Below are 24,342 nucleotides of genomic sequence, written 5' to 3'. Positions count from 1 at the left end.
CGGTAAACCGCTGGCAGAGGATGCGCCAGCCGAGCCGCGAGCAGGGATACCCCTTTACTAATTAACCAACGCTGGACCGCGAACTGGTCGTTCCTCGCGGATCTATTCCGATCGCCGCGCCACCTGATTGCCTATCGAGTGGCCGAGAAAGAAACCGGCGCGCTGCTGGGGCCGGCCAAGCTTTGCTTGATTTTGCGCGCCAGCGCGGCAATCGCGTGCTCGGTGACGCTGGAGTGGTTGCCTTTCAGTTCGATGTCGTAGCGGGCCAGAATTTGCCGGTTGCGAGTATCGACCAGATATGCCCAAAGATAGGACACCAAAAAGCTGGGTTTGCTGTGTTGGGCGACGACGATCCAGTCCGCGCCTTGGGCTTTGCCCAGATCGGCGGCCAGATCCGGATGGTGGAATAAATAGCCGAAGCCGGCGTTCGCCGAGGTCAAGGCCGCGTCCGCGACGCGCTCGCCGAGGTAAGCGCCGTCGCGGGACAGCGCGGCGATCAACAGCGGCGCCATCGACGCGGTACGCTGTTTTTCTTGCGGCGTATTCGGCAGCGAGGTAATGTCGTTTAGCTCGAAAGCGGGGATCGCGATGCGCGGCGCGGCCGGGGTTGGGCCGGCGATCAACCCGACTAGAACCAATAGCGGTTTCAGCAATGTTTTAGTCATGATTATCTCCTAGTGATCAATTACTTCGGTTGACCCTCGGGCATGAAAATCGGCGATTCGGCAGCAGCTCTAGCCGCGATTGGCGGCATGCCGACATCGGCGGCAGCGCTACCGGCCTCTATTTCCACCCACCGGACGATTTGGTACCCGCCAGCTAGGAGGCGATCGTCCTTCGCGAAGGTGGTGCCAGATTACGCCGCCCGGCCCAGCGGATCAGCCGAGATTTGCCCGGCCGATTCGGGCAATTTGCCCGCCGGGCGGCACTTGCTAGGCAGCTCGGGATGGGCTGCTTACAATGAGGCCATCCGTTTTTCCAGGCATGCTCGATGAATTTGAAGTGGCATTTGTTATCCCGCATCGCGATCGCGGCGGTACTGTGTTTGTTGGCGATGTCGTATTACGCGCTGCGACGCAGTGCCGGGCAAGTCGATGCCTTGGTGGATGCGAGCGCCGATTCGCTGGCCCGCCAATTGGATTACCAATTACTGATGGGCCGTTCAGGCTATCCGTCGGCAGCCGGGTTTCCGGATTTCGAGTTGTGGAAGCAAACCAGCCGAGTGCCGGGCTTGTGCGTCGGTTTCGAGACGCCGGACGGCCGCGTGGTGCGCCATGTCTGCACTGGTGCCGCGTTAGCGGCGGCGCAGTGGCCGGTTTGGTTCGACGTGCTGTACCGGCGCGGTTTCGGCGCGGAGCCGGTTGGGCGTCGCGAGGTCGGTTTAAACAGCGCTTTGCAAGGCACGGTGGTTGTAGAAGCAGGCGCGGAGTTGACCGTGGCGCGTGCTTGGGCGACCTTGACCGATCTGGCCGAATTGTCGGCGCTGACGGTGCTGACGATTTCCGGACTGGTCTATCTGGCGGTTGGCCGGGCGTTGCGGCCGGCCGGTGACGTGGCGGCCGGTTTGGCGAGACTGGCGCGCGGCGAGCTGGACTATCGCTTGCCGGAATACGCCTTGCTGGAATGGCGTTTGATTGGCGCGGCGATCAACCGCTTGGCGGACAGTCAGCAACGTTTGCTGAGCGAGCGCCAGCGCTTGGCGGCGCGCTTGCTGCAAGTGCAGGAGGATGAGCGCCGTCATCTGGCCCGCGAACTGCACGACGATTTCGGCCAAGCCCTGGCCGCGATTAACGCGGTCAATGCGGCGATCGCCCAAACCGCTCGTCGCGACTGTCCGGAACTGTTGGCCGAAACCGAACGGATTGCTCGCTACACACGGGGGTTACATGACGGATTGCGCGGCTTGACGACCCGACTGCGGCCGGCGGAATTGGACGAGCTGGGGTTGGCGGCCGCGCTGGCTGCCTTGATACGGTCCTGGCAGCGGCCGGCCGCCAACCACACCCGTTACGCGCTAAAAATAGACGGCGACTGCCGGCTTTTGACGGCGGATGCCGCCACCGCAGTGTATCGCTTGGTGCAAGAGGGTATCAACAATATCGCCAAGCATTCGGGTGCCGGTCAGGCCGAGATTTGCTTGACGATCGCCGAGCGCGCCGAATTGACGATTAGCGACGACGGATGTGCCGAAGGCCTACCGTTTGCGGACGGCCCCGGCATTGGCTTGGTAGGCATGCGCGAGCGGGTGACCGCGCTGGGCGGTCGGTTCGAGTTGGTCGTGCGCCAACCGCACGGACTGCGGGTGCGGGTCAGTCTGCCCTTGCCGGAACAGGCGGTCGAATGAACGGCGCGGCGATTCGCATCCTGCTGGTCGATGATCACGCCATCGTTCGCGAGGGGTATCGCGCCTTGCTGGCCAAGCAGCCCGATATGTTGTTGGTGGCCGAAGCCGGCGATGCGGCGACGGCTTACGGCTTATTCCGGGACGTCGCCCCCGACGTGGTCGTCACCGATTGGAGCTTGCCCGGCCAAAGCGGCTTGGAATTGATCGGCCGGATTCGCCAGCGCGATGCCCGCGCCAAAATCCTGGTATTCAGCATGCATCAGAATCCGGCGTTCGCTTGGCAGGCCTGTCGGGCCGGCGCGTTGGGCTATATCGGTAAAAACGAGGACCCGGAAACGCTGTTGCAAGCCATCCGCGATGTGCGGCGGGGCCGTCACGTATTGAGCGGCAGCGTGGCCCAAGCGTTGGCGATGGAAAAACTCGGCGGCGAGGGCTGGGCCTTGGAAGCCTTGACACCGCGCGAATTCGAAATTTTGCGTTTATTGGTCGCGGCGCGAACGCCGGCACAGATCGCGAAACTGCTCAATATCAGCGTCAAGACCGTTTGCAATAGCCATTACCTGATCAAGCGTAAATTGGGCGTCGGCAGCGACATCGAGCTGACCCGGCTGGCGATCAAGCTCAATGTCGTCGATTTGCTGGAGTTGACCGATCCCAACGAACCGGAACGCGACACCTAGCGGATTTGGCCCGGTGCGATCAGTCTAGCGCTTGACCGGCTTCGTCGAAGCTCAGTACCGTGATCTCACCGTCCACGTCGGTGATTTCCGCTCGGCTCAACGTGCCGTTACCGTGATAGCTATATTGATGGCGCAGTTCTACGTCGCCGTAAACCAGTTTTTCCAGCAGCAATAGCCGTTCGTCGCCGTCGAAAAAGCCGCGAAAGTAGGTGTTGCGGTTTTCCAGATGGCTTGCGTCGGGCAGTTCGTTAACCAGTTTCAGCGGCAGCTTGACGCCGCTGTAGCTGATGAAATAGCGACAGGCGCAGTTTTCCAATTCCACGGTGGGTTTCCTCGTTATTTTTTGAAAGCCTAATTTCCGCAAGTTTTGTGCCGAAATTAATCCGGCGCATAGACGAGTCCACGCGCTGAGCCGGGTTGGCGGGTAAAACCGCGCTTACGCCAAGGGCTTGATCGTTGAGTTGTCGCTATTCCAACGGCTCTCGCCGGATTAAGCCCGCAAAGTCTGTGGTAAATCGTTCGCGCCGGCCATTGATTGTCGGTTTTGCGACAATCGGCGCCGGCCCAGCCGCGTTGCGTTCGCCGCTAACCAGCGATTTCGGGCGGCGGAGCAGGGTGGCTTCGTTTTTGCTTGATGCTGGTTTTCACTCGTTCAGCATTTATGAAGTTGTTATTGGACTGGTCGTCCTACCGCAATGCCGGCATGGGCGATGCCTACGCCGACATCCCCAAGCACGGTGCCGATTTTGCCAAGGCGATCGCGGTTTGCATCGGCAGCAAGCAATGCCAGCAGCAGGCCGACAAGGGCGTGATGTGCCCGAGCTTTCGGGTTAGCGGCAATCCGGATTTGTCGCCGGGCGGACGGGTCAAGTTGCTGAAAGCCGCGCTGAACGCCGACGACGCGGAAGCGCTGTTCGATCCTGCCTTGGTCGCCGCGATGGATCTGTGCGTGGCCTGCAAGGGTTGCAGGCGCGAATGCGAAAACGAAGTGGACATGGCGGCGATCAAGGCCGAATTCCTGGCTCAGCAAGCGGCCCGGCGCGGCCTGCCGTTGCGCCGCCAATTGTGGGGGCATCTGCCCAAATTACTGAAGTGGCCGGTGCTGCGTCGGTTGATCGCGTGGCGCAACCGTTCGCCGCTGTTGGCCAAACTGGCGCAATCGGTGTTGGGCATTAGCGCCAAGGCGGAATTGCCGCTGCCGGCCGAGCGTCCGTTCCAAGTGCCGCGACAATCCAGTTTGGTCCTGCACCCGGAGTTGAGCGACCGGCAAGTCGTGTTACTGGTCGACACCTTCAATTACTACTTTAACCCGGCCTCGGCCGAGGCGGCAAAAAATTTGCTGGCGGCGGCCGGCTACCACGTCCATGTCGCGGCACCGTCCCCCACCGACAAAGACCAGCGGCCACTATGTTGCGGGCGCACCTATTTTTCCAACGGCATGCTGGACCAAGCTCGCGCCGAAGCCCGCCGGATGCTGGCCGCGTTGAGCGAGCATATCGACGCCGGCCGCGCCATCGTCGGTCTGGAGCCGTCCTGTATTCTGAGTTTACGCGACGAGTACCTGAAACTGGGTTTGGGCGAATCGGCCCGTAACTTGGCCGAAAAAGTCGTACTGCTGGAAGAGTTTATCGTCCGCGAGCAAAGCGCCAAGCGCTGGAATCTGGTTTTTCAAGCGATCCCGAGTCAACCGCGGGTGCTGCTGCACGGTCATTGCCACCAGAAAGCGGTCGGCTCGATCAAGTCGGTCCGCAAAATTTTGAAGCAAATTCCCGGCTTGTCGTTCGAACTGATCGAGTCGTCCTGTTGCGGCATGGCCGGTAACTTCGGCGTCGAAGCCGAACATTACGACGATGCCCAGGCGATGGCCGAACTGGCCTTGTTCCCGGCGCTACGCGCAGAGCCCGATGCGCTATTGGTCGGCAGCGGATTTTCCTGCCGCGAACAAATTGTTGGCGGCGGCTTCGCCAAGCCGCTGCATTTGGCCGAATTGCTGTGTTTGGCGTTACCCCAACCGGACGGAGAGGCTAGCACCGGTTGAGTGGAGCAGAAGCCGGCTAATGTTTGTGAAAGAGCTTGCGTTCGTGAGATTGAAAAAGGTGGGTGTAAGCGCGGCTTTAACCGCGATCGAAGTCCTTCCGACACAGAGATGTCTCGCTCACCGGTGTTCAGAGTAACCAGCGTTGATTTTGCCTCGACCGCGAGTCCACGCTCGCTAACCCATTTTGTTTTTCGCCGCTTTGATAAGGAATCGTTCGATGAAACTGTCCATAGATAAACCGCATCTTCAGCAACTGTTGACCGCTCACCCGCGCCTGACCGGCTTGAACGAGCAACTGCGTTTCGGCAATAAAGCCCAGGTGTTTTACGATCAACTCAGCGGCGTCGAGATGGAAACGTTGGCCGGCATTTACGCCCAACAAGGCGAGAGTTATCAGCAACAGGCCGCGCTGCTGACGGCGTTGCGGCAAGCCTTAACCGACGATCACCGCCGCTACGGACCGGACGATCTGGAAAAACTGCTGCCGGACATCGCGAGCTACTTGTTGGACGGCGCGATTCACGGCTGGTTGTTTCACGTCGAGCACGGCGGCCGAACCCTGGCTTATTTAGTTACCCGCGTCGATTACACGCCGCCGGGCGAGGAAGAAGCCGGGCGCATCCTGATTGAATTAAAAGCCAACAGCAAGGGCAAGATCGCGATCGAAACTCTGGTAATCCGCGGCAAGGATCTGGACCACAAAACCATTCCGGAAATCTTTGCCGGCAAGGGTTATTTGAAGGAGACCGCCGAGTTGACGGCCAGTTACGATGATGCAGCTGCCCGCTACTTCGATTGGCGCGGCCGCTACGGCGAGCAATTCTCCGGTTGGGGTACCGGCATCTACGCCGAAGACCCGACCGCCAGCCACCGCAGCAACGACTGGACCCGCAAAAATACCGTGGTGCTGTCGTCCGGCGGCGGCGCGTGCCGGCTGGTCAACGACGAAAATATCCTCAGCGACCGGGTGCTGACGCTGGAAGCCTCCGGCGACATCTTCGGCACCTATTTGCGCAAGGCCGGCAAAAGCATGCGCTACGACAGCAAGACCGAGAGCCAGATGGAGCAAGCCAAGGCCGAGGTCGGCAAGGGCTTGTTCACCGAACTGCCGGTACACGGCTACATCCTGCTGTTTCATCTGGAGTTGCACCACCACGTCTGGGTCCATGTCGACGATATGCAGCCCTACGTCTACCAGCCGGAACTGAAACAAAAGCTGATCCTGCCGCCCGAGCAAACCGATTTGATCGACATCTTGACCGCCGAAATGGACATGCTGATGGACGACATCGTCGAAGGCAAATCCGGCGGCACCACGGTGCTGTGCGCCGGGCCGGCCGGGGTCGGTAAGACCCTGACCGCCGAGGTGTATTCGGAAATCATCAAGCGGCCGCTGTATCGGGTCCATTCCGGCCAGCTCGGCTTGAACGTCGCCGAAATGGAGAAAACCCTGAAGGAAACCCTGATCCGCGCCCAGCGCTGGGGCGCGGTGATGCTGATCGACGAGGCCGACGTGTACATTAAGAAGCGCGCCGACAACCTGGCCTCCAATGCCGTGGTCGGCGTGTTCCTGCGGGTGCTGGAATACTTCAACGGCCTGTTGTTCCTGACCACAAACCGGGTCGACGACATCGACGAAGCCATCATCTCCCGCTGCATCGCGATGATCCGTTATCACTCGCCCAATAGCGCCGACCGCCGCAAAATCTGGAAGGTGATGACCGAACAGTTCTCGCTGCCGATCTCGGACGAACTGATCGAGCAACTGGTGGAGTTGTTCCCCGGCGCCTCCGGCCGCGATATCAAGGGTCTGACCAAACTGGTCGCCAAGTTCTGTATGCAAAAACAACTGGCGCCGACCTTGGATGTATTTATTCGCTGCTCGGTGTTTAGGGGCTTGGAGTTGGTGGGGGAGGCGGCTTGAAACGCTGAACAGGACACTGGCCCGAAACGCCATCGGCGAAACAGATCGGAGACTTAGCGGTCGGCGGTGGCGTGGTCCAAGCGCGCGTCGGCTTAGAAACTTAGGTTTGTATCTCGGCTGACTCTTGAATGTATCGAGTTTTCTCGCGGCGGTAATCCTTTGATTCGAGCCGAATGCTTGGGTATGAGACCTTCGGCCGCCGTGGTTGCGTGTATCGAGCAGAATCTACTGATTTAACGACATTGTATGAAGAAGAGTCCAGACATCTTGTTCTACGGATTCAAGAAGGGCCTCATTCCCGGCGTCCACGGCGCATTCGGCCGCTATAAAAAATTTCGGCGAATTGTTCTTGGCTTGGTTCGAACCGATTATCGCGGTAATAGTTAATGCCGCCGATCTATCAGCCGTATCCTTGCCGAACCAATGTTTGTGCGTGGTTTGCCAGCCGTTGTATTGGCCATTCAGTTTAATAGCCTTGAAAGCAATTCGTATCGCCCGGTCGGAACGTTTGGAATCGCAGCAAGGAACCGATAGGCCGTATTCCAGATAGTGATTGATACCGTAACCCATCAGGACTCGATTTCTGACGTAAGCAATCTCAGACGCCAGTTTGGCAAAATCCCAAGCGTATCCGACTTCATTGGAGGTGTAGCGTAGCTCTCGAAACTTACAATCAGCAAGATGGTCGCGCCGTTTCAGCATTAGCAACGACTGGATTCCGCTGTCCGGCGGATGGTTTGCAGAGATTCTATTTAACTCGGCAAGGTATTGCGAAGTATCGTCATACCAGTGGCCGGGGACGGTCAATTTGACGATGCCTAGACGATCACTAACACGGGCTGGTTGCAACTGGGTACACGCTGACAGGATCAAGACCGCAATCGCAAAGATTAAGTAAGAATATCCCAAAGCGATCAACAGGTTAGCGTGTTGAGCGGGCGGGAATATGAAATTGTCCCGAGTTTCTCGCGGGAGCACTTACAGCGTTACTATCCTCGATAAGCGGGATATCGGAAAACTCGGACTTGGAATCAATTGCCGCTTTCAAGTCTGGCTTTAGATTAGCGTAATCGGATTGTCTGTAGGATCGATTCCCGCATTCGGTGTTGTATTTTCCATTCAGTAGGTTCAGGGCGTTTGCCTTGTCGTTATAGGCGTTGACGGCTGCGTTATATGTCTTGATATCATCGTGATTTATTTGGATGCGTCGGTTGAAATCGTTCACGGCCTTGATGCTGTCGGCTTGTATACGTCCGCGTAGCTCATCCAACGCTTGAGTTTGTTCGTACAATTCCGTTTTTTCAGCCGCGAGTTTGACATTTTCCTTTTGCAAGGCCACTGAATCTTCCTTGGCTTTAATAATACGCTGGGCGCAAGCAACTAACTCGGATGCAGTCATCGGTTTCACTCCCGCTACCGATTGGCGAGATACGGCGTTACCGATACTGGGCATGGCGACGACATCCGAATCAAGAGCGGTTGGAGCGGGCGCCTTGGTTGGAGGAGCACTGCAAGCGGAGAGTAGGCCGCTGAATATTAAGGTAAGCCAATATCGTATCTGCGTTTGCCGCTGTGTTTCAGGGCGATAAATTGTCATATCGGGAGGTCGCGTTGTTGGATATTGGGATCAATGTCCGGGAAATAATTACGGTCTTTTTTGATTTTGAAGTCATTGGAATCGCCATCTTCGGCAAACTCGATTCGGTACCTTGTAGGTACATCGGTGAATCTACCGTTTTGCAACAGCAACAATTGTTGGACCGCAGGTTCATAACCTTGTTTCGCCGCCAACGTTGTCCATCGAATCGCTTGCTCTACATCCATGGTTTCCACACCTATACCTTGCGCATACATTAGCCCAAGGTTGTATTGCGCGAATGCATTGCCTTGTTCCGCCGCGGCAGTGAGATAGGTCACGGCTTTGCTCTCGTCTTTATCGGTGCCACGTCCCTCTAAATACATCATGCCCAATAAAAACCGGGCTTTTAGATTGCCGTGATCGGCGGCGGTTTTTGCCCATTTGAATGCGGCCTGTTGATCCTTGGACCAGAAATAGCGAGATAACCGATATTCAGCCTCCGAGTCGCCAGCGTTGGCTTGCTCAATCATCCAATCCAGTTGAAAAATCTCGTAAATTAAGCCGGTTTTGCCGTTGTTAGCTTCGATTAAAACCTGGGAACTACTGGCGGGAAACGGCCCTTTCCAGTTCGTCTGGACTTCATCACCATTCTTGGAATGTACGATGACTTTTTCGATCGGAGCGAGCTGGAAAACGCCGCCGTTGGCGCGTTGTTTTTCCGCCATGGCATACCATTTTTCGGACTCCTTCGTATCGATTGGGACGCCTAAACCGGCTCGATACATCGAGCCTAAGTCTTCTTGGGCGGAAGCGTGCCCTTGTTCAGCGGCGGCCCTTATCCACTTTACCGCTTGCGAAAGGTCTTGTTTGATTTCCACGCCATCGCGTAATAACAAACCCAGGCGATACTGGGCATCGGCAAAATCTTGCTTTGCGGCAAGTTCGAGCCAACGCGCGGCTTCGATTTCGCTACGGGGAACGCCGTTGCCTTCCAGGTGCAGCAAGCCCAAACTTGCTTGCGCCATCTTGTGGTTTTGCTCGGCGGCCAGACGGTACCATTTGACGGCTTCTTCAACATCCATCGGCACGCCTGCGCCAATTCTGTAACAGTTTCCCAAATTGTTTTGCGCTTTGGCTAAACCCTGGTCGGCCGCTTTGCGATACCAGTCCGCGGCCTGTTTGGGGTCGATTGCGACGCCTTTCCCCTGTTCATAAATCACGCCCAGCGCGGCCTGTGAGTCAGGTAGTACGGCGGCTTTGAGGTACCATTTACGAGCTTCGACATAATCTTGATTTACCCCTTTGCCTTCAAAATACATGGTGCCTAAATTCTGTTGCGCCGCCGTGTAACCTTGCTCCGCAGCCGAACGAAATAAGGCTTCGGCTTCGGAAAAACTTTGTTTTACGCCTTTCCCAAAATAATAGAGCGCTCCCAAGTCGGTTTGGGCTTGCGCCAAACCTTGGTTGGCGGACATCCGCAACCAACGCACACCCTCGTCAATTTGATTGCCGTCCCGTAATAAAATACCGAGGTTATATTGAGATTCTTTATGGCCACGCGAGGCGGCAATTCTAAATAGACGAGCGGCTTCTTGCCGATCGGGATTCAAACCTCGCCCCAACTGAAATAGTATCCCCAGATTGGCGGTGGCGCCCAGATGGCCTCGATCGGCCGCGCTGGCATACCAGCGGCGAGCTTCTTTATAATCTTGTTCCACCCCTCGACCTTGATCGAACATGGTCGCCAAAGACATCATGGCTTCAGTAAAGCCATGTTCCGCCGCCAAGCGATACCAATGCGCCGCTTGCTTTAGATCACTTGCGACGCCAAGTCCCTTGTCGTAAAACACGCCGATGTTATTTTGCGAATCCGGATAGTTTTGCTCTGCGGCCTGACGGTACCAGTGCAAGGCTTTTTCGTAATTCTGGGTAACGCCCAAACCCATTTGATTCATGACGCCCAAATTGTGTTGTGCTCGTTTGTCGCCGGATTCCGCCAGAGGAGTCCACAACGTTAACGCAGCGACGTAATCGTTCCGAGCCGCGGCAGCGACCCCGTCTTCAAAATTACCTGCAAAAGCCGGAGTGGCCAGCGCCAAGAAATAAAGTAACTGGATGGTGTTCTTAGTTAATGTTTTCACGAACGTTTCACGATACGGTTACTATTGGAGTTGTGCCGCAAATCCGCGGGCAGGGGGGGGTGTTGGTCTAGTGGATGTTCTAGGGTGATTTTAGTAACAATCTGTTACAAATCGATGACGGCCATGGCTGAAGAGTGCATCGACGGTATGCAGATGAGTTCAACGAGCAAGCTCTGGCAAAAGTCTACAGCTGAGGCAAAGGAACGATTCAAGCGATTGTCGACGAGTCAAACCTAAGCAATTTTCCGAACGCTAAAAGACTTGCTCGCGGTAGTCCAAGCAAAACAGGGATTAAGCTCAGGGAGAACGATTGGATCAACAAATTGACAAGTTGCCAATGTCATACTCGGGCGTTGTGCCGCGCTTGATTGGGATGCGGTCGTGCAACACTCCCGCTTGGCGTCTCGTTACAATGGCAGTCGTAGGGCAAAGCGCGGATATGCCGCGTTGGAACGCTATCGGTCGCGGTTAATGCCGCTCACTCGCCGTTCTTTGTGATTGTCAGGGGTGTAAATCCTTGCATAACCGCTGGATGCATGGTTCGGGTTGATATCAAAGATCGTTTTGATCCTTACAACTCGGATTTATCGGTGTCGGACAAGCTGTTAAGACGATTTGGAACGCATTTGACTGTCGAATTGACAGTTTGCGTTTGGGCTGGAGTTAAAGCAACGACGTCGTAAATAAAATCAATCTGTTATCTGCTGTTTTTTGCGTTGGATTTCGCAATGTTGATGTTTACGTTTGAAATTCAAAGGTAAAGCAAAATCCCGGCCAGCATTAACGATGATTTACTTTTCAACGCACTAGAATGGTGGGCACGCGTGTTACAATCGCCGCCATTTATACATCTTGGTTGAGTGCGTGAAGAAAAATCCGCTATTTCAAATACTGTTGCTGAGTGCCTTGGCCGGCAAATTGGCCCACGCCGGCAGCTTCGTAGTTGATGACATCCAGGTCAAGGGATTGCAACGGATTTCGGCGGGTACGGTATACAACTATCTGCCGGTATCGGTTGGCGAAACCTTCACCGACGAAAAACAAGCCTCGGCGATCCGCTCCTTGTTCAATACCGGTTTTTTCAAGGACATCACGCTGGAGCGGGACGGCAATACCTTGATCGTGACCGTGGTCGAACGGCCGTCGGTCGCCAAGATCGTCATCGAGGGCAACAAGGACATCAAGAAGGAAGACTTGACCGAAGCCTTGAAGAAAATCGGTCTGGCGGAAGGCAAGGTTTACAACAAGCAAGTGTTGGACAAGGTCGAGCAGGAGATGCGCCGCCAATATTTCAGCCACGGTAAATACGGCTTGAAGATCAAGACCGAGGTCACCGATCTGACCCGCAACCGGGTCGGCATCCGCATCGAGATTTCCGAGGGCCGGGTGGCCAAGATCAAGCAGATCAACATCGTCGGCAATAAAACCTTCGCCAGCGATGCCTTACGCAAGGAATTCGAACTCAGCACCACCAATTTTCTGTCCTTCTATTCCAAGGACGATCAGTACTCCAAGCAAAAATTGTCGGCCGATTTGGAGAAACTGCGCTCTTATTATCTGGATCGCGGCTACATCAATTTTTCGATCGAGTCGACCCAAGTCGATATCACCGCCGATAAGAAGGAAATCTACATTACGATCAACGTCAAGGAAGGCGAGGTGTATACGCTGGAAAAGGTCAAATTGTCCGGCGAGTTGATCGTGCCGCCCGAGGACTTGATCAAACTGGTCAGGGTCGGGCCTGGGGAAATTTTCTCTCGTAAAAACGCCACCGAGACCTCGAAGGCGATTTCCGACCGGTTGGGCGACGAAGGTTATACCTTCGCCAACGTCAATATGGTGCCGGAAATCAACGAGCAATCCAAAACGGTGGCGATGACTTTTTTCGTCGATCCGGGTAAACGGGTTTACGTCAGGCGGATTAACGTGAAGGGCAACACCAAGACCCGCGACGAAGTGATCCGTCGCGAGGCCCGGCAAATGGAGTCCAGTTGGGCGGCTAGCAGTAAGATCGAGCGCACCAAGACTCGTCTGGACCGCTTGGGCTATTTCGAGGAAGTCGGCGTGGAAACGCCGCCGGTGACCGGCGTGGCCGACCAGATCGACGTCAATTACACCGTCAAGGAAAAAGCCTCCGGTAACTTGCAGGCCGGTATCGGTTACTCGCAGGTGCAAGGCATCATTTTCAACGCCAATGTGTCGCAGGACAACATCTTCGGTACCGGTAAGCGGCTGGATTTCGCGTTCAACAACAGTAGCATCTTGACCCGTTACAACTTGGGTTTCACCGATCCTTACTACACGCTGGACGGCGTGTCGCTCGGTTACAATTTGGGCTATACCTCGCGTAACGCTTATGCCGCCAACTTGGCTGCGTATAACACGACGATCACCAATGCCGGCGTCAACTTCGGCATTCCGCTAAACGAATTCGACAGGGTGGGTTTCGACCTGGAATTGAAACGGACCGAAATCGAAAATACCGCTTATTCGTCCGATACCATTCTGAAGTTTCTCGGCTTTACCAAATATACCAGCGGTCAAATTCGCTCGAAAAGCTTTACCAGTTTGTCCACGTCGGCCGGTTGGACCCACGACACGTTGGATCGGGCTACCTTCGCGCATAGCGGCGGCCAGCAGCGGATTTCGGCGTTGGCGACGATACCGGGCAGCGATCTCGAGTATTACAAGGTCGGCTATAAGCACCAACACTACTTTCCGCTATCCAACGATTTCACGTTCCGCTTATTGGGCGAGGTGGCTCACGGTGGCGGCTACGGCAGCACGGACGGTTTGCCGTTCTTCGAAAACTATTTCGCCGGCGGTACCGGCGACGTGCGCGGCTTCATGCAGAATACGCTGGGCGTGATCGACGCGACTACGCTCAACTCGAATGCCTACACCAATCGTCCGATCGGCGGCGCGACCAAGCTGATCGGTAAGGCCGAATTGTTTTTCCCGATTCCGTTTTTGAGCGACGTCAAGTCGGTACGGATCGGCTCGTTCGTCGATGCCGGTACCTTGTCGCCGGGCTTGAGCACCGGCGATTTGCGCAAATATTTCCGCTATTCGGTGGGCTTGTCCGGGGAATGGCTGTCGCCGTTCGGCGCGTTGGCGGTCAGCGTGGCTCAACCGCTCAATTCCGAGTCTGGAGATAGAACTCAGGCCTTCCAGTTCACGTTCGGCTCGGGATTTTAGTTCAGTTCAAGGCAGTTTTACCCTATAATCGGGCTTGCGTTCTGTCTTAACACAATTTAACCGGAGATGGTTATTACCATGAAAAAAAGTATTGCTTTATTCTTAACGCTGATGGCGTTTGCTGGCGTTAGTCACGCGGAACTGAAGATCGGTTTCGTCAACGTGGCAAAAGTATTGGAGAAGGCCCCGCAGGCAGCGAAAGCAAAAACGCGTTTGGAAACCGAATTTTCGCCTCGGGATAAAGCTTTGGTTTCTCAGCAAAAAGAAATCAAAACCTTGGAAGACAAACTCGGCAGGGATTCCGCTGTGATGGGGGAAGAAGAACGCCACCGTTTGGAAAAAGACATTTTGGATAAAAAACGCGATGCGGCCAGAGCTCAGCAAGAGTTCAGCGAAGACTTCAATATGCGCCGCAACGAAGAACTGGGTAACCTGCAAAAACGTATCGTCGAAGCAGTAAGAGCGTTAGCCAAGGAAGAGTCGTTCGACCTGCTGCTGACCGACGGCGTCATTTACGCCAACGACCAAATCGACGTGACCGCGCGGGTACAACAAAAGCTCGAAACGCTGTCGCAATAATTCAAGAGCGTTTCCGTCGGAAACGCCGACTTCAAAGCGAGGGAGACGGCCCGCCGGCTGGCTCCCTTTTTCGTTTACCTCCACCGACTCCGGACCATCATGACAGGTACGCTAGACATATTGCAAATTCAGGCACTTCTCCCGCACCGTTATCCCTTTTTGTTGGTTGATAGAGTCGTCGAGTGCGAACCCGGCGCGAAATTGGTCGGTATTAAAAACGTCAGTTTCAACGAGCCGTTTTTCCAAGGTCATTTTCCGGCGCAACCCATCATGCCCGGCGTGCTGATCCTGGAAGCGCTGGCGCAAGCTACCGCGCTACTGACCGCAAAAAGCGACGACAAATTGGGGCAGGGCAATACCACTTTCTTCTTGGCCGGCATCGACAACGCCCGCTTCAAAAAGCAGGTCGTGCCCGGCGACCAGTTGCGTCTGGAAGTGACCTATCTGAAACACAAACGCCATCTATGGTCTTTCGACTGCCGCGCTGAAGTCGATGGCGAACTGGCGGCCGGCGCGCAAATCATGTGCGCGGTCGCGACGAGCTAAGTCATGATAGATTCCAGAGCGGTAGTCCATCCCAAGGCCGAATTGGCCGAAGACGTTTCGGTCGGTCCGTTCAGCGTCATCGGTCCCGAAGTGCAAATCGACGCCGGCACCGAAATCGGGCCGCACGTGGTTATTCGAGGTCCAACCGCGATCGGCCGCGACAACAAGATTTACCAATTCTCGTCGATAGGCGAAGACCCGCAAGACAAAAAGTACGCCGACGAAGTGACTCGGTTGGAAATCGGCGACCGCAACGTGATCCGCGAATTCTGCACGATGCATCGCGGCACGCTGCAGGATAAAGGCTTGACGTTGATCGGCAGCGATAATCTGTTCATGGCCTATACCCATGTGGCTCACGATTGCGAGATCGGCGACCACGTGATCATGGCGAACGGTGCGTCGATTGCCGGCCACGTACACATCGGCGATCACGCCATTCTCGGCGGCTTTACGCTGGTCCATCAATTCACCCAGATCGGCGAGTACAGCTTCTCGGCGATGGGTAGCGCGATTACTCAGGACATTCCGCCGTTCGTGATGGTTGGCGGCCGGCCAACCCGGCCGCACGGCATCAATTCGGTCGGCATGGAACGCAACGGTAAATCGCCGGAAGTGATACGCCAGATTCGTCAGGCCTACAAAATCTTGTACAAGAACAACTTGCGCCTGGAAGACGCCATCGAAGAGATGGAAGGCATGGCCGGCGAAAGCAACGAACTTTCCAATATGGTCAGTTTCTTGCGCAATGTCACCCGCGGCATCCTCCGTTAATCCTTCACGCCTGATCGCCGGCATCGACGAAGTGGGGCGAGGCTGTCTCGTCGGTCCGGTCGTCGCGGCGGCGGTGATCCTCGATCCGGCCAAGCCGATTGCCGGTTTGACCGATTCCAAAAAACTCAGCGAAAAACGCCGTGCCGCGTTGGCCGACGAAATCAAGGTTAAGGCCTTGGCTTGGGCGGTCGGCCGCGCCGAAGCCAGTGAAATCGACCGCATCAACATCTTGCAAGCCACCTTCGTCGCGATGCGCAGAGCCTTCAGCCAATTGGCGATCAAACCCGATTACATCATGGTCGACGGCAACCGGTTGCCCGGCATAGCTTGCCCCGGCGAAGCGGTGGTCGGCGGCGACGCCTTGGTCGCCGAAATTTCCGCCGCGTCCATCCTGGCTAAGGTCGCGCGCGACACGGAAATGGACGTGCTGGATAGACTCTATCCCGGTTACCAATTTGCCGTTCACAAAGGTTATCCGACCAAAACCCATCTGAGCGCATTGGCGGAATTGGGCGTATCGCCGCAACATCGCCGCTCCTACGCGCCGGTCAAAAAATTCCTGGGTTGACCGCGATGAATCCCCGCTTCGTCCACCTCCGCATCCACACCGAATTCTCACTGGTTGACGGTATCGTCCGCATCAAGCCGCTGGTCAAAAAGCTCGGCGAATTCAATATGCCAGCGGCGGCGATTACCGAGCAGAGCAATCTGTTCTCGTTGGTCAAATTCTACAAAGCCGCGCAAGGCGCCGGCATCAAGCCGATCGCCGGCGCCGATGTGCAGATTTACAACGACGACGAACCGGCCGCGCCGCACCGCCTGACTTTGTTGGCTCGCAATCAACGGGGTTATGTGACCTTGACCGAACTGGTGTCGAGGGGCTACCAGGAAGGCCAGCATCAAGGCATTCCGATGCTGCAAAAAGCCTGGATAGCCGAAAACCACGAAGGTCTGATCGCCTTGTCCGGCGCAATGCAGGGCGATGTTGGCGCGGCCCTGTTGTCGGAAAATTTTGCCCTGGCTAAGGCTTGCGCCGAATTCTGGGCCGGTTTGTTCCCGGACAGTTTTTACCTAGAAGTCCAGCGCGTCGGCAAACCGGACGAGGAGCGTTACATCAAGCTGGCGGCGGATTTGGCCGCCGAATTGGACTTGCCGGTCGTCGCGACCAACGATGTGCGCTTTTTGAATCGGAGCGATTTCGACGCTCACGAAGTGCGGGTCTGCATCCATCAAGGTCGGGTTTTGGACGACAGCCGCCGGCCGAAGGATTACACCGAGCAGCAATATTTGCGCAGCGCCGAGGAAATGCTGGCGCTGTTCGCCGACTTGCCGGAAGCCTTGCAAAACAGCGTCGAAATCGCCAAGCGTTGCAATGTCGAGTTGCGCTTGGGCGAAAATTTCCTGCCCGATTTCGAAGTCCCCGAGGGGATGACGCTGGCCGATTATTTCAAGCAGGCGTCGCGCGAGGGATTGGAAGAACGCTTGCAGCAGCACGCGCCTGTCGGCAATGGCTCGTTCGAGGACAATCGCAAGGTCTACGACGAGCGGCTGGAAACCGAATTGAGCGTGATCGTGCAGATGGGTTTTCCCGGCTACTTCATGATCGTCGCCGACTTCATCCAGTGGGCCAAGAATAACGACATTCCGGTCGGGCCGGGCCGGGGTTCGGGCGCCGGTTCGTTGGTGGCTTATGCATTGAAGATCACCGACCTCGATCCTATCGAATTCGACTTGTTGTTCGAGCGCTTCTTGAATCCGGAACGGGTGTCGATGCCCGACTTCGATATCGACTTTTGCATGGAACGCCGTGACGAAGTGATCGACTACGTGGCGCGTCATTACGGTCGCGACCACGTGTCGCAGATCATCACCTACGGTTCGATGGCGGCCAAGGCGGTGATTCGCGACGTCGGCCGGGTGATGGGCCATGCCTACGGCTTCGTCGATAGGCTGGCCAAGCTGATTCCGTTCGAAATCGGCATGACGCTAGACAAGGCCTTGAAGGAAAGCCCGGAACTCAAGGACTTGTACGAGGCCGAGGAAGAGGTCAAGCAGTTGATCGACATGGCCCGCGCGCTGGAAGGCATCTCGCGTAACGCCGGCAAGCATGCGGGCGGCGTGGTGATCTCGCCGACCAAACTGACCGACTTTTCGCCACTGTATTGCGAGCAGGGCGGCGGCAACTTGGTGACCCAGTTCGACAAGGACGACGTCGAGGCGGTCGGCCTGGTCAAGTTCGACTTTTTGGGGCTGCGGACCCTGACCATCATAGCCTGGGCGCTGGAAACGATTAACCGCCAGCGCGCCGCGAAGGGCGAGCCGCCGGTGGACATTGCCCAAATTCCGCGCGACGACCTGCCCAGCTACGAACTGCTGAAGAAGGCCCAGACTACGGCGGTGTTCCAGCTCGAATCCAGCGGCATGAAGGCGCTGATCAAAAAGCTTAAACCCGACTGCTTCGACGACATCATTGCGTTGGTGGCGCTGTTCCGGCCCGGTCCGCTGGAGTCGGGCATGGTCGACGACTACATCAACGTCAAGCACGGCGCCAAGGCCGAATACGCCCATCCGCTGCTGGAACCTATCCTGAAGCCGACCAACGGCGTCATTCTCTATCAGGAACAGGTGATGCAGATCGCCCGCGAACTGGCAAGCTACACGCTGGGCGGCGCCGACATGCTGCGGCGGGCGATGGGTAAGAAGAAGCCCGAGGAAATGGCCAAGGAACGGGAGAAGTTCATGTCTGGTGCGGTCGCCAACCAGATCGACGCAGGCATCGCCACCTACGTGTTCGACTTGATGGAGAAATTCGCCGGCTACGGTTTCAACAAGTCGCACTCGGCGGCTTATGCATTGGTTGCTTACCAGACAGCTTGGCTGAAGGCGCATTATCCGGCGGCCTTCATGGCGGCGGTGATGTCCTCCGATATGGACAACACCGACAAGGTGGTGGTGTTGATCGAGGAATGCCGGGAGATGAAATTGCAAATCCGGCCACCCGACGTCAATCTGTCCGATTTTCGCTTCACGGTCAACGACCAGGGCCAGATCGTCTACGGCATCGGCGCGATCAAGGGTGTCGGTGAAAACGCGATCGAGGATTTACTGAAGGAGCGCAACGCCAACGGGCCGTATTCGGGTTTGTACGATTTATGCAAGCGCGTCGATCTGCGCAAGGTCAACCGACGAGTGCTGGAAGCGCTGATCAAGGCCGGCGCCTTGGATACCATCGACCCGAACCGTGCCGCTCACATGGCCGAACTGACCACCGCGCTCAGAGTGGCCGAGCAACATGGCAAAATGGCGCTGGCCGGCCAAAACGACTTGTTCGGCTTGGGCGTCGAAGTCGAGGAAAGCGATAACGAGGCCGACGCCTACTCCACCGCCGTCGAACCGTGGACCGAAAAAGAAAAACTGGAAGCCGAGAAGCAAACCCTGGGTTTGTTCCTGTCCGGCCATCCGATCGCCGAATATCTGCCGGAGCTCAAACACATCACCCACGGTACGCTGGGCAGCTTGGAAGTCGATGCCGGCCGGGCGCGCGGCAAGATGGAAGCCCGCGTCGCCGGCTTGATTGTGGAAATGCGTACCCGTCAGACCAAGCAGGGCAAGATGATGGGCTTCGCGACGCTGGACGACCGCACCGGCCGTTTGGAAGTCGCCGCGTTCAGCGGCATCTTCGACAAATACCGCAATCTGCTCAGCAAGGACACGATCCTGGTCGCCGAAGGCTCGTTGGCGATGGACGACTTTACCAACGGCCTACGAATGACCGCCGAAAAGTTGTACGGCATCGAGGAAGCCCGCGAGTTATTCGCGCGCGGGATTCAACTGACGATAGATACCGCCAACCGCAGTTTGAGCGGCGATTGGCCGGCGCGTTTGCAGGACATCCTGGCGCCGTTTCGCGGCGGCAATTGTCCGGTCCAGATCGACTATCGCACCGCCCGCGACAAGGCCGCGTTGCAACTTGGCGAAGAGTGGCGGGTCCGGCCGGCCGATGAGCTGTTGATTCGCTTGCGCCGTTTGTTGTCCAACGAGAACGTGTTGGTTAGGTATTGAGCCGTTAGGCGGTCTTGCTTGGCACGCCGGGCGCTTCGGCGCGAATTCGGCGGCGGCCGGTCGCTCCGGGCTATAATGAGCCGACTTCATCAACTTAACGGATTGAACATGGATTGGCTGCATTTCTTGCTCGACGTATTGCTGCATATCGATAAACACTTGGCCGATTTGATCGGCGAGTACGGCACTTTGACTTACGCGATTTTGTTTGCGGTGATCTTTATCGAAACCGGTTTTGTCGTGATGCCGTTCCTGCCCGGCGATTCCTTGTTGTTCGCGGCCGGCGCGTTCGCGGCGCTGGAGTCTTTCGAGATGCCGACCTTGTTGAGCCTGTTGGCGCTGGCGGCGGTGCTGGGCGATACCGTTAATTATTGGATAGGACGGAGCATCGGTCAAAAAGCCTTTACGCTGAGTTGGGTCAACCACCAGCATTTGTTGAAGGCCCAAGCTTTTTACGATACGTACGGCGGTAAAACGATTGTGTTGGCGCGCTTTGTACCCATCGTTCGCACCTTCGCGCCGTTTGTGGCCGGTATCGGTCGAATGCGCTATCGGGACTTCTTGCTGTTTAATCTGATCGGCGGCTTGGCGTGGGTACTGATTTGCGTCTTCGCCGGCTATTTTTTCGGCAATATTCCGGTCGTCAAGAAAAACTTCGAACTGGCGATCCTGGCCATCATCGTGATTTCAATTCTACCTATCGTCATCGAAGTCTGGAAAGCCCGGCGGCAACCCGCCGAATAGGAGAGGACGATGGGAGATCTCAGCGATTCGCAAAAATGGTTAGTGCTGGCTTTTCTGATTGGTGCTTCCGCATTGATTTACTTGCTGTCGCCGGTGCTGATGCCGTTCGCGGTGGCGGCAGTGCTGGCTTATCTTGGCGACCCGCTGGTTGACAGACTGGAAGCGCTGGACTTTAAAGGACGAAGCTTGAGTCGCACGGTCGCGGTGGTTCTGGTGTTTTCCGGCATTTCGCTGGCGATCGCCGCGCTGCTGATCGTGGTCATCCCGGCCTTGGAATACCAAATCGGCGAGTTCATCGACAAACTGCCGGCCTATTTGAACTGGCTGAATCGTACCGTGATTCCGGTGCTGCAAAAATATTTGGGCCGCGGCGTCCGGCCCTTGCATATCGAGCAGCTGAGCACCTTGATCAAAAACCAGTGGCAGGACGGTGGCGGGGTATTCGAAAACTTCATGCAGTCGGTATCGCACTCCGGTGCGGTGATCATCGGCTGGTTGATGAATCTTGTGCTGATACCCGTCATCACCTTTTATTTGTTGCGCGACTGGGATGTGTTGGTCGAGCGCGTTCACGATCTGTTTCCGCGACGTTACGCCGCTACGGTCGGCGCGCTGGCCGCCGAGGCCGACGATGTCCTCGGCGCCTTCTTGCGCGGCCAGTTTTACGTGATGTTGGCCCTGGGCGGCATTTACAGCATCGGTTTATGGCTGGTCGATTTGGAATTGGCGCTGGTGATCGGTATGACGGCCGGTTTGATCAGTTTCATTCCTTACATGGGGGCTTTGGTCGGCATTGTGTTTTCCTGCATTGCCGCGCTGCTGCAATTTCAAGACGCGGTACATTTATTACCGGTGCTGATGGTATTCGCGGTGGGGCAGAGCTTGGAGGGCATGGTGTTGACGCCCTGGTTGGTCGGTAACAAGATCGGCTTGCACCCGGTCGCGGTGATGTTCGCGGTGATGGCCGGCGGCCGTTTGTTTGGCTTTCTGGGCGTGTTGCTGGCCTTGCCGGTGGCTTCTGTGATCATGGTCTTGCTGCGGCATTTGCACGAGCGTTACACCTTCAGCGGTTTTTACAGCAAGGGTTGAGCGATGCGTCTGGCGATCGCGTTTTGCGGTGTTTGCTTGGCGTTTTCGGCATTGGCGGGCGATCCGGCCCGCGAGCAGGCCTATGCCGATGCGATTCAGCAGCAACCGGCCATCGGCGAAGCGATTTGGCTGCAAACCGGAGAGGGGGGGCGTTTCCTGGCGCTGTTCGTCGATGCCGAAAAATCCGCTAACGAGCAGGTGGTCATCATTCTGCACGACGCGGATGGTCATCCCGATCAGCAACCGCTGATCCGCGAACTACGCACGGTGTTGCCGCGGCACCGCTGGGCGAGCTTGGCGATACAGTTGCCGTTGCGCGAAGCCGGCGCGGCGCTGGAAGACTATTACCCGTTGGTTGGCGAGGCCGACGCCCGGATTCAAGCGGCCATCGATCATGCGATCAAAATCGGCGCCAAGCAAATCGCGATGGTCGGTTACGGCATCGGCGCGGCGATGGCGGCCGCCCGCCTCAGCCGGAACCCAGCCAATGTCGTCGCGTTTGCCGCGATCAGTTTGCCGGTGCCGGACAGTAGTCAGGCCGGCGTGCAAACCCTAAGCTTCGTGAAGAATATCAACCTGCCGTTGCTCGACGTTTACGCCGAAGCCGACTGGCCGGACGTGACGGAAACCGCCGCCAAGCGCCGCGTCGCCGGTAAGGAGAATCCGGTTTACCGGCAGATCCGCATCGACGGCGACGATCACGCTTATCGGCAAAATTACCCGTTGCTGGTCAAACGCGTCTATAGTTGGCTGGCAACGACCATCATGGAAAATCAACAATAACAGAGGGGAGACTTTATGCCATTGAACGAAGACTTATACGCCGAGATTCGGCTGTTGGCGCTGTATAACCTGGAGTCGATTCAGGAGGGGGTCAAGGTGCACGGCAATGCCGAGCCGGCCTTGATCGCGGCCGCGCGACGTTTGCACGACAAAGGTTTGGTGAGCCAAGCCGACGGCGGTTACTTGACCGACTTGGGCGTCGAAGCCGCCGAGCACGCCCAAAAACTGCTAACCATCCTGAAAACGCGCTGAGCCGTTTTCAGTGTCGCCGGTCCGACGCGGAAAGCGCCGGTCCGGCGGCGCTTCACAATCCCAAATCGAACAACCATTTCACCGAGGCGTAGCCGACCACGGCGATCAACGCGCTATAACTGAGAAAACGTAAGGGCTGGCCGAGGTTATGCCGCCAAAAACCGGTGTGTTGGCCTTGCAGTTTGCGTAGCCGATACAGCTCGCGCTGGGTTTCGGCGCGTTCGGCCTGATAGGCATCGCACAGCGCGCGGGCCTGCTCCAGGTCGTCGGCATCGTAAAGCCAGATGGCCGCGGTTGAAATGCCCCAATTGCCGGCCGAGGTTTCGTAAAAGCCGATCTCGTGTTCGGTCAGCAGTTGGCGGATGTCGTCGGCTTCGTCGAACGGAACGTCTCTTAAATTGAAAAATAACACGGCCATGGAAGATCTATTGCTGGCAAGTGGGACAGAAATAGCTGGCGCGCTGGCCGATTTTCAGGTGTTGGACCGGTTCCCGGCAGCTTAAACAGGGTTCGCCGCGCCGGCCGTAAACCCGCAACGATTGTTTGAAGTAGCCGGGTTTGCCTTGCGCGTCGGTAAAGTCGCGCAACGTGGTGCCGCCTTGGGCGATGGCTTGTTCCAGCACGGTTTTGATCGCGGCGCTCAGACGGACGCAGTCGTCGGCGCCGAGGCCGCAAGCCGGTCGGGTCGGTTGTATGCCGGCCAGAAACAAGGATTCGTTGGCGTAGATATTGCCGACTCCGACGACGACGTGGCTATCCATGATCAACTGTTTAATCGGCACTTGCCGGCCGGCGAGACGTCCGGCCAGATAGGCCGGATCGAAGTCGGCGGACAGCGGTTCCGGGCCGAGTTCCGCCAACAGCGGATGCGCATGGGGATCGCCGGAGGTCCACAGCACCGCGCCAAACTTGCGTTGGTCGTTATAGCGCAGCAAAGTGCCGTCGTCGAACACGAAATCGAGATGGTCGTGCTTGCCGTGGGCCAGCCCGGCCCGGCCGATGCGCAAATTGCCGGACATGCCGAGATGAATTAGCAGCGTACCGTTTTCGAGGTCGAACAGAAGATACTTGCCTCGCCGGTCGATGCGGCGCAGCCGGCGGCCGGTCAGCAGAGCGGCCAGATCGGCGGGAACCGGCCAGCGCAAGCGGGATTCGCGAACAACCACCGAGGCAAAGGTTTTCCCTTCGATGTGCGGCGAAATACCGCGTCGGCTGGTTTCGACTTCGGGAAGCTCTGGCATCGCGGACCTTAAATTTGCGTCAGCAGAAATCGGGCTTCGTCCTGAATTTTTCGGCGCGACCATAACAAGGTCCAGCGCGTGCCTCCGCACTGCCGCCACAACAAGGTCGAGCGGATGCCTGCCAGCAACAAGGCCCGGATTTTATTGACGATGGCTTGGTTGCCCAGATATTGGGGGTCGCCCGCCACCATGATGCGCGGTTGCAGGGTACTGATGGAGCTGTGATAGATGTCGGCTAAATTGGCCAGGACGTTTTCGTGCAGGATGCCGAAATGCTCGGACTGGGCTTGCGCTCTGGCGATGCCTGCCCGGATGTTATCCTGCATCTCGGTTTTGCCGGACAGTTTTTTTTGAAGATAGACCAGTTG

The 24,342-nt window shown here is 56.8% G+C and carries 22 protein-coding genes; 14 read left to right on the top strand and 8 right to left on the bottom strand.

The genetic code is table 11. From position 1 onward, the window contains the following. Nucleotides 1-131: 131 nt before the first annotated feature. Nucleotides 132-665 (bottom strand): DUF2380 domain-containing protein, encoded by a 534-nt coding sequence (locus A1355_RS16965; RefSeq protein ID WP_064030347.1) that lies wholly within the window; start codon nt 663-665, stop codon nt 132-134. A 326-nt stretch (nt 666-991) separates the two neighbouring features. On the opposite strand from A1355_RS16965, the gene A1355_RS16960 reads away from it, so the two are divergent. Together A1355_RS16960 and A1355_RS16955 are read left to right on the top strand one after the other, a co-directional pair. Further along, entirely contained in the window at nt 992-2,344 is a 1,353-nt protein-coding gene (locus A1355_RS16960) for a histidine kinase (protein ID WP_064030345.1), read from the top strand. Beyond that, on the top strand, nt 2,341-3,024 hold the full coding sequence (locus A1355_RS16955) for a response regulator transcription factor (RefSeq protein ID WP_064030343.1): 684 nt from the start codon (nt 2,341-2,343) through the stop codon (nt 3,022-3,024). Before A1355_RS16960 ends, A1355_RS16955 begins: the two co-directional genes overlap by 4 nt. Before the next feature lie 19 nt (nt 3,025-3,043). Here the strand turns inward: A1355_RS16955 and A1355_RS16950 are convergent, their stop codons facing one another. Then, a complete protein-coding gene (locus A1355_RS16950; RefSeq protein WP_064030340.1) occupies nt 3,044-3,346 on the bottom strand; it encodes a DUF6156 family protein in 303 nt (100 codons plus the stop codon). Between the two features lie 339 nt (nt 3,347-3,685). On the opposite strand from A1355_RS16950, the gene A1355_RS16945 reads away from it, so the two are divergent. Continuing rightward, the gene (locus A1355_RS16945; RefSeq protein WP_064030339.1) at nt 3,686-5,062 is read left to right on the top strand and encodes a (Fe-S)-binding protein; all 1,377 of its coding nucleotides are present in this window, start codon (nt 3,686-3,688) and stop codon (nt 5,060-5,062) included. 217 nt (nt 5,063-5,279) lie between these two features. Further along, entirely contained in the window at nt 5,280-6,986 is a 1,707-nt protein-coding gene (locus A1355_RS16940; protein WP_064030338.1) for an AAA family ATPase, read from the top strand. A 225-nt stretch (nt 6,987-7,211) separates the two neighbouring features. On the opposite strand, the gene A1355_RS16935 is transcribed toward A1355_RS16940, so the two are convergent. The 3 genes from A1355_RS16935 to A1355_RS16925 all read right to left on the bottom strand — a co-directional run bounded on the left by A1355_RS16935 (nt 7,212) and on the right by A1355_RS16925 (nt 10,706). Further along, nucleotides 7,212-7,904 (bottom strand): hypothetical protein, encoded by a 693-nt coding sequence (locus A1355_RS16935; protein WP_064030336.1) that lies wholly within the window; start codon nt 7,902-7,904, stop codon nt 7,212-7,214. 4 nt (nt 7,905-7,908) lie between these two features. Continuing rightward, nucleotides 7,909-8,385: a hypothetical protein gene (locus A1355_RS16930; protein WP_157197932.1), complete on the bottom strand. Its 477-nt coding sequence runs from the start codon at nt 8,383-8,385 to the stop codon at nt 7,909-7,911. Between the two features lie 194 nt (nt 8,386-8,579). Next, entirely contained in the window at nt 8,580-10,706 is a 2,127-nt protein-coding gene (locus tag A1355_RS16925) for a tetratricopeptide repeat protein (protein WP_157197931.1), read from the bottom strand. An 864-nt stretch (nt 10,707-11,570) separates the two neighbouring features. Here A1355_RS16925 and bamA point away from each other — a divergent pair. From bamA to A1355_RS16875, 10 genes are all read left to right on the top strand, one after another. Next, nucleotides 11,571-13,904, top strand: a complete 2,334-nt coding sequence (bamA, locus tag A1355_RS16920) for an outer membrane protein assembly factor BamA (RefSeq protein ID WP_396642306.1) — start codon at nt 11,571-11,573, stop codon at nt 13,902-13,904. Between the two features lie 78 nt (nt 13,905-13,982). After that, nucleotides 13,983-14,483 (top strand): OmpH family outer membrane protein, encoded by a 501-nt coding sequence (locus A1355_RS16915; protein ID WP_082885606.1) that lies wholly within the window; start codon nt 13,983-13,985, stop codon nt 14,481-14,483. Between the two features lie 99 nt (nt 14,484-14,582). Further along, complete coding sequence (gene fabZ / locus A1355_RS25330; RefSeq protein WP_064030328.1) at nt 14,583-15,029, top strand: 3-hydroxyacyl-ACP dehydratase FabZ; 447 nt, start codon at nt 14,583-14,585, stop codon at nt 15,027-15,029. Between the two features lie 3 nt (nt 15,030-15,032). After that, nucleotides 15,033-15,803: an acyl-ACP--UDP-N-acetylglucosamine O-acyltransferase gene (gene lpxA, locus A1355_RS25325; RefSeq protein ID WP_064030326.1), complete on the top strand. Its 771-nt coding sequence runs from the start codon at nt 15,033-15,035 to the stop codon at nt 15,801-15,803. Then, on the top strand, nt 15,778-16,371 hold the full coding sequence (gene rnhB / locus A1355_RS16900) for a ribonuclease HII (RefSeq protein WP_064030324.1): 594 nt from the start codon (nt 15,778-15,780) through the stop codon (nt 16,369-16,371). Before lpxA ends, rnhB begins: the two co-directional genes overlap by 26 nt. Before the next feature lie 5 nt (nt 16,372-16,376). After that, nucleotides 16,377-19,865, top strand: a complete 3,489-nt coding sequence (gene dnaE / locus A1355_RS16895; protein WP_064030322.1) for a DNA polymerase III subunit alpha — start codon at nt 16,377-16,379, stop codon at nt 19,863-19,865. Between the two features lie 108 nt (nt 19,866-19,973). Continuing rightward, nucleotides 19,974-20,609, top strand: coding sequence for a DedA family protein (locus A1355_RS16890; protein WP_064030320.1), 636 nt, complete (start codon nt 19,974-19,976; stop codon nt 20,607-20,609). A 9-nt stretch (nt 20,610-20,618) separates the two neighbouring features. After that, nucleotides 20,619-21,698 (top strand): AI-2E family transporter, encoded by a 1,080-nt coding sequence (locus A1355_RS16885; RefSeq protein WP_064030318.1) that lies wholly within the window; start codon nt 20,619-20,621, stop codon nt 21,696-21,698. A 3-nt stretch (nt 21,699-21,701) separates the two neighbouring features. Then, a complete protein-coding gene (locus A1355_RS16880; RefSeq protein WP_064030315.1) occupies nt 21,702-22,481 on the top strand; it encodes a DUF3530 family protein in 780 nt (259 codons plus the stop codon). A gap of 15 nt (nt 22,482-22,496) precedes the next feature. After that, entirely contained in the window at nt 22,497-22,733 is a 237-nt protein-coding gene (locus A1355_RS16875) for a TIGR02647 family protein (RefSeq protein WP_064030313.1), read from the top strand. 52 nt (nt 22,734-22,785) lie between these two features. Here the strand turns inward: A1355_RS16875 and A1355_RS16870 are convergent, their stop codons facing one another. The 3 genes from A1355_RS16870 to A1355_RS16860 form a co-directional block, all read right to left on the bottom strand. Beyond that, complete coding sequence (locus A1355_RS16870; RefSeq protein ID WP_064030311.1) at nt 22,786-23,151, bottom strand: DUF6164 family protein; 366 nt, start codon at nt 23,149-23,151, stop codon at nt 22,786-22,788. Between the two features lie 7 nt (nt 23,152-23,158). After that, the gene (gene mutM / locus A1355_RS16865) at nt 23,159-23,974 is read right to left on the bottom strand and encodes a bifunctional DNA-formamidopyrimidine glycosylase/DNA-(apurinic or apyrimidinic site) lyase (protein ID WP_064030305.1); all 816 of its coding nucleotides are present in this window, start codon (nt 23,972-23,974) and stop codon (nt 23,159-23,161) included. 8 nt (nt 23,975-23,982) lie between these two features. Beyond that, nucleotides 23,983-24,342, bottom strand: a 360-nt coding sequence (locus A1355_RS16860) for a lysogenization protein HflD (RefSeq protein WP_157197929.1), incomplete at its 5' end; no start/stop codon positions are given.

The organism is Methylomonas koyamae, from assembly GCF_001644025.1.
GTDB classification, from domain to species: Bacteria; Pseudomonadota; Gammaproteobacteria; order Methylococcales; family Methylomonadaceae; genus Methylomonas; species Methylomonas koyamae_A.
Note: the sequence above shows the minus strand (reverse complement) of the source record. Positions and strands in the feature narration are given on the sequence as shown.